At 46.7% G+C, this 13,035-nt stretch carries 11 protein-coding genes and 1 tRNA gene; all 12 read right to left on the bottom strand.

The window, feature by feature from the left end; all coding sequences use genetic code 11:
- Positions 1–9 precede the first annotated feature (9 nt).
- The 12 genes from L7H18_00635 to tgt all read right to left on the bottom strand — a co-directional run bounded on the left by L7H18_00635 (position 10) and on the right by tgt (position 12,923).
- Positions 10–3,249, bottom strand: a complete 3,240-nt coding sequence (locus L7H18_00635; protein ID UMX48037.1) for a hypothetical protein — start codon at positions 3,247–3,249, stop codon at positions 10–12.
- Positions 3,250–3,457: 208 nt separating this feature from the next.
- A complete protein-coding gene (locus tag L7H18_00630; protein UMX48036.1) occupies positions 3,458–4,465 on the bottom strand; it encodes a hypothetical protein in 1,008 nt (335 codons plus the stop codon).
- A 159-nt stretch (positions 4,466–4,624) separates the two neighbouring features.
- Entirely contained in the window at positions 4,625–5,209 is a 585-nt protein-coding gene (gene clpP / locus L7H18_00625) for an ATP-dependent Clp endopeptidase proteolytic subunit ClpP (protein UMX48035.1), read from the bottom strand.
- Between the two features lie 119 nt (positions 5,210–5,328).
- A complete protein-coding gene (locus tag L7H18_00620; GenBank protein ID UMX48034.1) occupies positions 5,329–6,264 on the bottom strand; it encodes a hypothetical protein in 936 nt (311 codons plus the stop codon).
- 30 nt (positions 6,265–6,294) lie between these two features.
- Positions 6,295–7,710 (bottom strand): transcription termination factor NusA, encoded by a 1,416-nt coding sequence (nusA, locus tag L7H18_00615; GenBank protein UMX48033.1) that lies wholly within the window; start codon positions 7,708–7,710, stop codon positions 6,295–6,297.
- A 389-nt stretch (positions 7,711–8,099) separates the two neighbouring features.
- Positions 8,100–8,813, bottom strand: a complete 714-nt coding sequence (locus tag L7H18_00610; GenBank protein ID UMX48032.1) for an aromatic aminobenezylarsenical efflux permease ArsG family transporter — start codon at positions 8,811–8,813, stop codon at positions 8,100–8,102.
- Entirely contained in the window at positions 8,810–9,313 is a 504-nt protein-coding gene (locus L7H18_00605; GenBank protein UMX48031.1) for a nitrophenyl compound nitroreductase subunit ArsF family protein, read from the bottom strand. The genes L7H18_00610 and L7H18_00605 overlap by 4 nt, the downstream gene beginning before the upstream one ends.
- 9 nt (positions 9,314–9,322) lie before the next feature.
- Positions 9,323–10,303, bottom strand: coding sequence for a permease (locus L7H18_00600; GenBank protein UMX48030.1), 981 nt, complete (start codon positions 10,301–10,303; stop codon positions 9,323–9,325).
- A gap of 10 nt (positions 10,304–10,313) precedes the next feature.
- The gene (locus L7H18_00595) at positions 10,314–11,015 is read right to left on the bottom strand and encodes an MTH895/ArsE family thioredoxin-like protein (protein UMX48029.1); all 702 of its coding nucleotides are present in this window, start codon (positions 11,013–11,015) and stop codon (positions 10,314–10,316) included.
- A gap of 3 nt (positions 11,016–11,018) precedes the next feature.
- Positions 11,019–11,321 carry a metalloregulator ArsR/SmtB family transcription factor gene (locus L7H18_00590; protein UMX48028.1) on the bottom strand — a complete coding sequence of 101 codons (303 nt, stop codon included), beginning with the start codon at positions 11,319–11,321 and terminating at the stop codon, positions 11,019–11,021.
- A 183-nt stretch (positions 11,322–11,504) separates the two neighbouring features.
- Positions 11,505–11,580, bottom strand: a tRNA-Phe gene (locus L7H18_00585).
- A gap of 101 nt (positions 11,581–11,681) precedes the next feature.
- Complete coding sequence (gene tgt / locus L7H18_00580) at positions 11,682–12,923, bottom strand: tRNA guanosine(34) transglycosylase Tgt (GenBank protein UMX48027.1); 1,242 nt, start codon at positions 12,921–12,923, stop codon at positions 11,682–11,684.
- Positions 12,924–13,035 lie beyond the last annotated feature (112 nt).

Here is a 13,035-nt window from a genome sequence, read left to right as displayed (position 1 = left end):
TTCTCTTCCCTACAGAGTGGCGAAAACTTTTGAGATACTGGCAACCAAATAATTCCAGATCATCCCCACCGGACTGACTTCCTGCCATTTGGGCAACGATTTGGCATTGGCCGAAATCGACATGCAGCCCTGCCGCCCGAAGCCTTCCTGCCCGGGAAGATTGTCATCTGTCACTTTAAGATCGATCTTATTGGTTTTTCCCGCGTTGAAACTGGCGGTCGTGCCGATGGTGCTTGAAGCCGCCCCGTCAATCGTAAATGTCCACTTTCGCGAAGATATGTTGCCCGCGCCTTCCGATTTCGTCGAATGGATGCTTTTCGCCGGATCGTCGGTTACATACACCGTTTGGTTTTTTGCCAATTTCTTGAAAGCGCTGCTGTTGCAATCCATCCAATTCGGATCGGGTTCGGGAACATCTTCGGTCGGATACGGACTTTCAAACGAACACATAAAACCCGCTTGAACTTCGCGCTTTATCCATATCAAATGGGTATCGGTCGAAGAACTTCCCGCGGTGCAATCGGAATTACTGTTGTCATCGCTCACCGTCAGCTGCAATCTAAAATGTCCGACCGGCACGCCCACCGGGAAAGTCAGATCGCTGACATTGGATTGCCACTCCACCGCATTGGTGCTCGCATTTATCAATTTCCAATTCGTGCACGCTATGTTTCCGCTTGACAATTCAGTGCTTTTAACCCTAAATTGGCAGGCCGGACAGCCGATCGGCTGGTACATCACCCATTCCGAAACCGGATCGCTGTCGCAAAGCCCTCCTTGACAATCTCCGCCACAACTTATTTTCGCTTTCGGCGGCAGATCAACATGAACCTTGTATGATCCAACCGCGGTACATCTGGTGCCGTCGCAATCGGCGCTGTTAAAACTCAACCACCCCAAAACCATATCCGACCACGCGAATTCATGGAAATCGCCAACGGAATCTATATAGGTTCCGTCAAGCTTTATCCATCCCTCCCAGCCGCCGTTATTCGCCGGCTCGTTTTTCACCGATAAAACCCGCGCCCAGCCGGTTATCGCATATTTTCCGTCGGAAGGCACAGTCGCCATTTTTGCCTTGCAAACACCCGAAGGACATCCGGCGATATCCGATTCATTAAAGGATATCCAGCCGATATTCTCCGACCAGGCATAGCCTGACATATAACCCGTGTCTTCGTCAATATCCACCCCATAATCAATGTTAGATATTTCGGCCCCAGACCCGCCGCCCGCACCATCACACCCAACTTTGTATAATCTACCTGACGCATATAATTCACAACTTCCGTCTGCGGATACGGCGACATCAACTCTCGTTCCGGACGGTATCGCGCCATCCGATCTTTTCGTCCAAGTATTGCCATAATCAAACGAATCATATATTTCCCGACTTCCCCACTCCCTATCGCTTGGTCCGCCAACCGCTATTTGATGTTTGCCATCATCTTCCATCGCCACAGAATCCCACCCTATTTCCAACCCCTTTTTCTCGAAACTAACTCCGTTATTTGACGAAACATAGAGATAATCGGAATTATTCGTAGATGAATTCATCGCGACAGTAATGTATTGGCCACTATCCGACATCGCCACCGATCGATCTCCTATATAATCTTCTATCGGTCCCAAAATAAAATCACCGGTAACAAATCCGCAACCACCTTTAGTCCCGCTGCTGTAATCAGAAGAATATCTATAACCAAGAAAATGCTCGTCCGTAACAATTTGATACTTGCCGTTGCTTGATAAAGCCGCTCCAGACCAACTGCCTATAGGCATACAATTCGACCATGTCAATCCTTGATCAAGCGAGACATAAAAACCATCATAACTGGTTGCGATTAAATAATTACCGTCTCCCGACATCGCCACCGATGACCATGGTATATTGCTATAACTTGCGTTTTTAGACCAAGATTCACCGCCATCGGTGGAAATATACATTTCACCGTAAGATACCCCTCGACTACCGGCAACCACTATCTGGAATTGGCCGTCATCCGATATCGCGGCATCGCCATAAACCAGATAAGCACCTGCATTATCAACCTGCCTAATCCATGTTTTACCATAATCGTTGGATGTGTAAAATGTCCACTTTTGTTCCCCTTCCTTATACTCCCAATCCCCTGACACAATTTGATACTGGCCATTATCCGACATCGCCACCTGTTGAGTAATTCCTAATATAGAATCTATTCTAACCAACCCTAACTCCGGGCTGGGACTACCGCCGCCCGTACTTGCGTTTATATCCGCGCAGTTAAAACTTACCCAGCCGATATTTTCCGACCACGCCCAGCCGGACACATTGTTGTCGCCCGCGCACACGCCAGCCGTAGTGCATACATTATCAACACAACTCTGCGATCCCGCCGCACACTCGCCGCAATAAATATAACCGCCACATCTATCCGAAACAATGCCGCAATTTTTTCCCTGCGCCAAGCAGCTTTTGCAGGTTCCCGCCGGATATATTCCAGAAATATAATTATCGTTAGCGAAATAAGATGCGGGCATCGGAACGGAACCTAGGCAATGATATTCATCGTTAATAAACTGGCAACTAGTTCCCGCCGGGCAGACGCCATGTACATGGCATCCCCAGCTTCCGGTGTCATGCATCACAAAAGTACTGCCGTTAAACTTTTGCTGCGCCCAGATATTTTGCCGGATCTCGCCGGCAGCCAAGCACGTCTTGGCAAAGTTCCCGCCGCCATAAGCACCATAACCCGGCGGACAACAAATTGTGGGATTACCGGGCTGCGTATAATAACAACTCGTACCCGAGGGACAGGTTTCGCCGTCGGCGCAACTTTGTGAAACTCCCCGATCAACGGCTTCAAAATCACGGCAATAATGAAAATCCCACCCCTCGTCATGACATGTACCGCTGTCACATTCGTAACCCTCGCGCTCGCATCCATAACCGTACAATTGCGTTTTCCAATCTCCGCTACGGCAAATCGCTTTGTTTCGATGAGTCCCCATTGTTTGGCCGTTGGCAACGCAAGCCCGTGAAAAATCAAACCCGTTACCCCAGCCGCAATACCCCGGAGGGCAACAGACATAGTTGTTGCAACTTGTTCCCGATGGACAAGCATCCCGATAATCCCCCCAACCGCTACAACTCTGCGGATCAGCGGCAAACACGGAAATGCCATTTTGTCCTTGCCAAATGCTAATCGCAACCGCCAAGAAAAACGCTGTTAAAAAGATTTTCTTAATTGTGATTGGTTTAAACATTGGAGTCAGACAACGTCGCGCTTTCGCGAATTAAAGCGGACGCGATGCGGTTATGGATTTGTGCTAAAAAAACGCTTAAACGCAAACTTTGCTAACCTAAATAAATTATAACACATCCGCTTTTTTTGAAAAGAGCTCCGCAGACAGAGCTCCGCATAACAAAAGAAAGGGCGGTACCCTTTCTTTTGCAAAGCACCTGCCAAGTTATCTAATTGGCTACCCAAACTCCAGTTCCATATTCATCCGAAAATATACAAGTTCCGCTAAATAAATCACTGGATCTTTGCTCTCCGACATTAACGCATTCCAGAGTTGCCCCCCCATAACCAGGTCCCCACCCGCATTGCGTATCGTTGCAACACACTCCTTCGGCGCAATTTCCGGATTTGCAATCTAAATTCATATTGCAGGCCGAACCATTGGCAACAAATCTGGCGCACTTTAATATCGGTTTGCAATCAACATCGCACCCCCTGACGGAAGCGATTCCGTTGCATGACGATGCGCCACTCAATGTCGTACAATTGTTCTGGCTTCTGCCGATACAACATCTATCAAAACCAGACGGATAATAAAAACTTGAAGATGCATGGCTACCTTTCAAATAGCTCCTGCCATTCGAAACATAGCATGTTTCATTGCCTCTCGCGTCGGTAGTCGCAGTTTTACAATCCGTAGAATTACATTTGTTTTCTCCTGTCCCGCAAACTCCATCGCCAACTTTCGCGCAAACACGGTTGCTCCAATAGAAATTAGTTGAATCGGAAATCCATTCGCCTGTTAACGGATTTTTCGTCTGCATAGAACCATTTCCCACGCTAGAACCCACGGATTTGCAATTGCCCAAATTATCTATTGTATATATCGGAAGCTTGGTCAACCCCCCGCAACATTCACGGATGCTAGTATATATGCTTATCCCCGACCTGCCGACAATATCCATTTTCAACACTTCTCCCGCCAATCCGCAAATTGCGTCGGCGGCAGAAGACGCGGTCGTATTGGCACTACTTGTTTCTCTTACGGTTGCCTTGTCCACCAAATCTTGCAGATCAACGGCCTGTTTCTGCATTTTACTGATTAAACCGGCCAATGATTCCAATTGAAGCCGTTGCGACTCTGTCATTGCCTGCGCCGATACTCTGGTTGTTGCAAAAAAAACCAAACTGGCGCACATTAAAAGCCCGCATATTGTTGCAATTAAATACATTTTCATATGTTTTTATTTTATTTCGACCTTTTTATGTACCAACGGCAAACTCAATGTTTTTGATATTTTTAATTATAAACAATAAGCCAAGTACTATACAATACCGCGCAAAACAAAATTCGCCTTTTGGGCGAATTTTGTTTTGATAATTCAATGATTTCCGCCCTATACTTTGGTTTTAATCACTCCGTCGATAATGCCGTAGTCCTTGGCTTCCGCGGCCGTCAGATAATAATCCCGGTCGGTGTCATTGGTGATCTTTTCGATTTTTTGCCCCGTGTGCCGGGCGATAATGCCGTTGAGCACTTCCTTTATTTTTAATATCTGTCGGGCGTTGATCTCGATATCCGCGGCCACGCCTTCGGCGCCGCCGGCAACCTGGTGCAGCATAATCTCGGAATTGGGCAAAGCAAACCGCTTGCCCTTGGCGCCCGCGGCGAGCAGCACCGCGCCCATTGACGCGGCCATACCCACGCAAGTCGTCGCCACCGGGCATTTGATGAACTGCATCGTGTCGTAAATCGCCAACCCCGCGGTCACCGATCCGCCCGGACTGTTGATATACAGCTGAATATCCTTTTTTTCGTCTTTCGACGCCAGAAAAAGGAATTGGGCGATAATCGAATTGGCCGCCGAATCGTTAACCGCGCCGCCCAAAAACACAATCCTTTCTTTGAGCAAACGCGAGTAAATATCATAGGCCCGTTCGCCATATTGGGTTTTTTCAATAACGGTGGGAATGAGATTCATAATTAATGTAAAAATGAAAAATCAAAATGGAAAATGACAATTAAAAATTGTAAAATGCCAAGTTAAATAATTTTAACATTTTACATTGTCATTTTGATTTTTGATTTTTACATTTTTAATTAGGATTTCTTGAAATTGCTTTCAAGAAACTGGAAAGTTTTCTCGGTCTTGATGTTTTCGCGATAATATTCCCTGATTTGCTCGTCAACAACCGGCTTGGCGTCTTCATCGCCGTTCCCTTCCTTTCGCGCCGCGGTTCCCGGCTCGGCGGAAGCGGCTTCGTCGGCCAGAGCCTTAACCACCGCGGACTCCACTTCCCCGTCGCTGGCCGCGATATTCTCGCGCTTGGAGATTTCCTGCAAAATCAGATAATTTTTTATTTTCCGCTCATTGTCTTTGGCAATACCTTCCCGCAGCTGGTCTTCGGTCTTGCCCAATTTTTTCAAGTATTCGTCAAAACTCATATTCAGCACTTGGGGCGTTTTTTCTTTGAGCTGGCGCATCATCTTTTCGGTTTCCCGTTCAATCAAAATATCGGGAATCTCAATCGCGGTTTTTTGCGCCACCGCCTCAAGCGCATCCTCGCGCAAATGCTCGCGCAAATGCCGCTCTTTCTCCGATTTCAACCTTTTGATGTCCTCATCGGTCACTTTGACTTCTTCCAATTTGAATCCCGCGGCAATCTGTTTGTAATCGGGCAATTCGGCGTGCGGATAAACCGCGACAACCGCTTTGTATTCCAAAGGATTGCCCTCGGCCAATTTGGTGATACTGACCTCCGGATAACCCAGCGGTTCCAGTTTGTTTTCAATAATCGCCGCCGGGAAAGTCGCCTCGATGGCCAAACTCGCGGCGCGATCCATAATTTTCGCCGCCCCCGTTCTGTTCTTCACCATTTCCTTGGGCGCGGCGCCCTTCCGAAAACCGCTGATCTCCGCCTCTTTGGCGATTTCAGCCAAAGCTTTATCGAAAAATATCGCGAATTCTTCGGCGGGAACTTCAACCGCGATTTCAACTTTTGATTTGGGTAATTTTGTAACAATAATTTTATTCATTTTTTTGATCAATTGCGTTTCTGTTGCAAATTATTCCTTTTTCGCTTTTTTTGCTTTCGCGGCTGTTTTCTTGGCCGGCTTCGCGGCTTTTTTCTCCTTTTTAGCTTCCGGCGCGGGTTTTTTGGTTTTTGCTTTCTTTGTTTCTTTATCTTTTTCTCCGTCCTTGGCGATTTCCAAAACCGCGGTTTTAGCCGATTCGTTTTTCTCTTCTGTTCGGTCGGCAATAACGATTTCTTCAGCGTCTTCCTCGGCCTGCGCTAATGCTTCGCTCAAATTCTCCGGACTGCGCACATCAATCTTCCAACCGGTCAGCTTTGCCGCCAAACGAACATTCTGGCCGTCTTTGCCGATTGCCAGCGACAACTGATCGTCGGGAACCACCGCCAATGCTTTATTCTTGGGCAAGACCCTCACCTCCATAATCTTCGCCGGCGACAAAGCGTTGATAATATATCTTTGCGGATCATCCGAATATTCGATAATGTCGATTTTTTCGCCGCCCAATTCATTGATCACCGCGGTCACGCGCGTACCGCGCTGTCCCACCGCCGCGCCGATCGGGTCGATTCCTTCCATCGTTGACGCCACCGCGATCTTTGTCCGCGATCCGGCTTCCCGCGCGATCGATTTAACCAACACCTGTCCGGAACCGATCTCGGGAACTTCCAATTCAAACAACTTGGAAACAAACTTTGGATAAGCGCGCGATAAAAAGATAATCGGTCCCTTGGAAGTTTGTTCCACTTTGAGCACAAACGCCTTCAGCCTTTGTCCGGGACGGTAAAATTCGCCCGGCACCTGCTCTTCGCGGTTCAAAACGCCCGTGGTCTTGCCAATATCCATAAACGCCGACCGGCCTTCGATTCTTTGCACCACGCCCGAAATTATTTCGCCCTCCTTAAGTTTGAAATCGGCGAAAATTGTTTCCTTTTCCGCCTCGCGAATTTTTTGGATGATCACCTGCTTGGCGGTCTGCGCCGCGATCCGGCCAAAATCTTGTTTTTCCTCCAATTGAATGATTATTTCTTCTCCGACGGCAATTCCGGGATTGTCCTTTTTTGCGTCATCGATCATGATATGTTTTTCCGGGTTGAACTTCACCTTCTCCGTCGGCTCGCCGGAGCCTTCGACAAAGGGAACGGATTTTGCTTCCCCGATTTTTTCCTTCGAATAAGTTTCCCCGCCTTCGCTCGCCGCCGTCTTCATCTCCTCCAATTCCTCCTCGGAAAAGATCATCGAATCATCCATTGCTGTTTTCACTTGCCAAAAATCCGCGTGACCGGTTTTGGGATCAAGCTTGGCTTTGATTATCTGGCTTTTTTCGCCGTATTCTTTTTTGTAAGCCGCCGCCAGCGCGGTTTCAATGCTTTCAATTATTTTTTCCGGCGCCAGCCCCTTTTCTTGCGCCAACTGGTTAACCGCCGACGCGAATGATTTTAGATCCACGATAGTAAATGTAAAATTTAAAAATTAAAATGAAAAATGACAATTAAAAATTGAACAAATTTAAAAATTATCTAATTTTAAATTTCGCATTGTCATTTTGATTTTTGATTTTTACATTTTAATTAAAACTAATGTCCGATTTTCATCGGACTGCCTTAATCATACTCTTCAAATTTTTCAATGTCAATAGCGCGCGGCGTAACCCCTCACTGGGGTTTGTATTTTAAGGGTCTATCCCCTGTGTAATCGCAGGGGTTAGCCCCTGGCAAGAAAGCATTCGGGGTGTTTTCTCATTTCAAAGGTCTAGTCTTATCGCCCGTCCCAAGTATTCCCGAGACATAATCCAAAGGGTCGAACCCTTTATAAAAATATTTCGCGAGTTTTAATGGTCAACCATTGGCATGAAACGCAAAACGCAGATAATATATGCCGACTGAAATAAAAGTTATGGCTACAGCATAGCGCATAATCTTTTCGATTCTTTGCATTACTTTAAACATTGCCCCGATCTTTTGCGCGCTAAAAGCGATTAAGAAGGCAAAAATAATAACCGGCAAGCCGGTACCTAGGGCGAATAAAGAAGGTAAAAGCAGGCCGCCGGAAGATTTTAGCACCAGTGGAATAAGCGCGCCAAAGAAGAGTACCGCGCTGTAAGGACAAAAGGCCAGGGCAAATATCGCGCCCAAGAGGAAGGCTCCCCGGCTTCCCTTTCCCGCCAGCCAAAACTTTATTTTTTCCAGTTGGCCGTTGCCGGAGGGAAACTTGATTTTTATCACATCAAACATTGCCAAGCCGATAAACAAAAGCAAAGGGCCCAAAAGCTTTTCGCCCCACTCCTGGACGGATTTAGAAACTTGAAAAGCCGATAATCCGTAATAAATTAAAATGGCCAGCAAAGTATAGCTAGCCGCCCGACCCAGGGCATAGTATATGCCATTGGACAGAGTGCCTCTGATAGTTTTTAGATTTTTGGAAAGGTAGGCAATGGCCGCGATATTGGTTGCCAACGGGCAAGGGCTGATCGAAGTTAAGACGCCCAAGAGGATGGCAGTAACGGCAGAAATCGAGCTATTATCCATAAATGCGTTTAAAAATTCCATCATTGTTTGCCCAGCAGTCTGTTGATCTTGCCTGCCAGATAATTTTTAAAAGCTTGCGGGTCATTGGTCAACCGCCATACCTCCATATCTTCTTGGATGTTATCGCTTCCTCCCCTGACAACATTGATAAACAAAGATGAACCGCGGGCTTGGAATTTCTCGGCTAAAGCTTTGTTTTGCGGTTCATCGACATTAACCTCCAGGAATACCACTTTGCCTTTTAAAATTTCCGGGGCAAATTCTTCTTCAACCGTTTGGCCGCTTAACTTGCCGATGGCAATACAGGTGGCACATCTTTGCGTACGGTGGAACAGAAAAACTTCCACTTTTTGGGCGGGCGCGACCGCAATCGACATATTGCCGGTGTTTTTTTGGAGGTTAGACGCAGAATCAAAATTCGCCGATTGTTCGCCGGCCGCGTCTTTTTTGGGTATTGCCGACATCAACCCCAAAACTCCGCCAATGCCCAAAATTATTAAGAAGATATAGATTGTTTTTCTCATTTCTTGTTTTTAAGGCTGAATCCAGTTGAAAAAATAACCGATGGCCATAATGCCGATGGTGGCAACAACCGCGAAAGCCGACAACAATTTCCAATTCATCGCTTTTTTGAGTATCAAAAGGCCGGGAATGGATAAGGTAACGGTGGCGGTCATGAAAGCAAGCGAAGTGCCAAGCGGCACGCCCTTTTGCGTCAAAGCCTCAATCACCGGAATCACGCTCACCGAGTTGGCGTAGAGCGGCAAACCAAGGATCGTCGCCAAAGGCACCGCCCACCATTGCCGAACCGCCAAGCTGTTTTCCACAAAATCGCGCGGAATGAAACCATGGATCAGCGCGCCGATGCCGACACCCAGCAAAACATAGGGAAAAATGCTTTTTGAAACACCTATTCCGTCCCGCCACCAGATCAAAAGCTTTTTTTTGATCGATATCGATTGGCCGCCGTTTTCTTCAATCGCCCGCTTTTGAGTTTTGAATCTTAAAAATTCGGGGTTTACATTTTTGTCCATGCGCAATCGCTGAATCGCCATTCCGGCCAAAACGCTTACAATTATGCCCAGAGCGTTATACATCAATGCCATTTTCAGCCCAAAAATTGAAGGAAAGATAAAAAGCGAAGCTTCGTTTACCAATGGCGAAGCGATCAAAAAGGCAAAAGTTACGCCCAAAGGTATGCCCGCACTTACAAAACCGATAAACAGCGGGATAGAAGAACAGGAGCAAAACGGCGTGATCGTTCCCAGCAAAGCGGCCAGCAGGTAATCAAAACCGTACCACTTGCGGCTGGATAGAATATCCCTGACTTTTTCTACCGGAAAATAGTAACGCACTATGGCCATCAAATAATTGATGGCCACTAAAAGCAAGCCGATCTTTATAGTGTCGTAAATAAAAAAGTTTAAAGCCTTGGCCCAATATTCATTGGTTATGCCAAGCCAGTTGTTTACCGCCAGGTCGGCAAACGCTTGAATGGGGTAAAAAATATCCATAAAGCCTTAATTAAAGACAACCGCAATCGCCGCCGCAGGGGCAGCAACCAGACTGGTTGTCGGTTTTATCCTCTTTGCTTAACGCGTCCTTAACCTTTTTCAGATCCGCCTGGCCGGTAAGCACGACCTTGCCGTTTACCGCCAGCACCGGAAATTGCATTACGCCCATTGCAAGAGCTTTTTGAATATCATTGGAATATTCAATTTCAACATTGATATTCAATTCTTTAGCCGCGGCTATCGCCAATTCGTGCAACTTCTTGCAGTTGGCACAGCCGGAACCGATGACTTCGATTTTAGTGATTTTGTTTTCCATGATTTTTAAATTATCGCTTTGCTTAAGCCAATTTAATATGGCCTCTTTGATTACTTCTTTTGGAATTGCTTCCAGAGTTTTCCCTTCGCAACATACTGTGCGGCATTTTACCGGCTGGCCCACCAGATCGGCGCAAGATTGGCAATCGCTTTCCCCTGCCTTGGAGTTGGATATAAGGCTTTCGATGGGCAGGCCGTTGAAAAGCACTTCGTTGGAGTGTTTGATCTCTTTTGCTGAAAGCTCTTTTTCTACAAATTCAAAACTGATTTCTTTAAATTGCAAGTCGTTTTTTAAATCTTCCAAAACCTGGATAATGTTTTTGCCGGTATCAGAACAACGCTGGCAAGTTTTGCCGCTCACGCTTAAATGCTTCCATTCGATTAAAAGTTTTATCATAGTCTAATTTAATTCAAGCACGGCTTTGGTTATGCGCTGGCCTTTCTCGGTTAGCGAATAATGAATCCAGACCCCCTCTTTGCGGCCTTGGATCAAGCCAGATTCTTTTAGCTTGTTTAAATGGTGCGACACCAGGTTTTGAGGCAGGCCAAGGTGCTTTATGATCTGGCAGGCGCAATATTCGCCGTTTTGGAGTATGCAAAGGGTTTTCAGCCGGTTTTCTTCGGCCAGCAATTTTAAAATGACCGCAACGCCAGCGATCTCCTTTGTTTTCTTTTTGCCTTTGCAGCATTTGGGAGTTTCCATATATCAATCTATATTGATATTCTATCACCTCCGAGGTGTTCGTCAAACCAAAAACGCGGAACCAAAATCCGATCCCGGTGGCACATTCGCGAACGCCGCCCCTCGGAGGTAATCCGGAGAGGAGCAAGCAAAATCTTATCAAGAATAGTTCCATGCCCGGCAAAGTGCCGGAAAGTGAAATCGTGGTGCCGAGTCCCGGAATCGAACCGAGATTTGATGATTTTCAGTCATCCGCCGTGACCGACTTGGCTAACTCGGCGACAAATAGCGATAAGCGATAGGTTAATGAATTTCTGATAAAAATCAACCCGACCGCACCTCAAACAAATTATTCATACCAAAAATTATTGATTTTGTCCATTATCCCAACCATTCTTTTTTCAGTTCCGCGAATCTGCCGTTTTCTATGCTTTCCCGGATTTTTTCCATCAGGCGAAGCATAAACCACAAATTATGGATCGTCGCCAGGCGAAAATAACTTAATTCGCGCGCGTTGTGCAAATGACGCAAATAGGCGCGGGAGTAATTTTCGCATACCGGGCAATGGCAGTTTGCGTCAATCGGATCGCTGTCGTTTTTATATTTCGCGCCGGAAATGTTGAGGCGGAATTTGTTGGCCAAACTTCCGCCCGATTCGGGCAATACAAACAAACAGCCGCGCCGCGCGTTGCGCGTGGCCGCCACGCAATCAAAAGTGTCGATTCCTTGTTCCACGGATTTAAAAATATCATCAATCTCTCCAATTCCCAAAAGATGGCGCGGCCGGACATCCAATTGCGGAATCACCCAATCAATAATTTCGTGCATATCCGCTTTTGTTTTTCCCAGCGACCCGCCGATGGCAATCCCGTCAAAAGGCAGATCATTGATAAATTTCGCGCTAATATCGCGCAAATCCTTGAAATAACCGCCTTGGATTATGCCGTAGATTGCCTGGTCTTTATTGTGGTATTCCAGCGATTGCTCGGCCCAATCGTGAGTCCGCGCCATCGCGATCTTGGTATAATCATAATCCGAAAGCGGCGAGGTGCATTCGTCAAACGCCATAATGATATCGCTGTCCAAATTTGATTGTATTTCCATCGATTTCTTGGCATCGAAAAAATGCCGCGATCCGTCATAGATTGATCGGAATTCAATACCCCCGCCGGTGATTCGTACCAGATTTTTTTTAAAAGGGTCGGACCCTTTTAAAAAGGGTCGGACCCTTTTAAAATTTCCGAGAAGTTCACTGTTCGCGGTTTCTTCCGGGAAAACGCCGATCTTGCCGATGTTGTGCTCGCGCGCCAATCCCAGCGAGAACGCCTGAAAGCCGCCCGAATCCGAAAACAAGGGCAAATCAAAATTCATAAATTTATGAGTTCCGCCCAATTTCTTGATCGTTTCGTCGCCCGGCTTTAAATGCAAATGGTAAGTGTTGATCAGCGCGCATTGCGCGCCCAACATTCCAAGGTCGGATGAATCCAAACCGCGCACCGACGCCAAAGTCCCCACCGGCACAAAATAAGGCGTTTCAATATCTCCCCGGCGCGTATGGATCACCCCGGCGCGCGCGCGCGAATTTTTATCCTGTTTTATTATTTCAAATTTAAACTCGGCCATATACGCAATCGCACAGGTTTAACCTGTGCAATCTTCAAATTATCTTATGGGTGGTCTTTACTGAAAGAAGTTTGCACTTTCTACCAGCAAAATCCTGAATAGTTTAAGAATA

It is taken from the genome of Candidatus Nealsonbacteria bacterium DGGOD1a (genome assembly GCA_022530585.1).
In the GTDB taxonomy this organism is placed as follows: domain Bacteria; phylum Patescibacteriota; class Minisyncoccia; order Minisyncoccales; family UBA5738; genus UBA5738.
The sequence above is the reverse complement of the archived record's forward strand: the minus strand, read 5'-3'. Positions and strand labels throughout refer to the sequence as shown.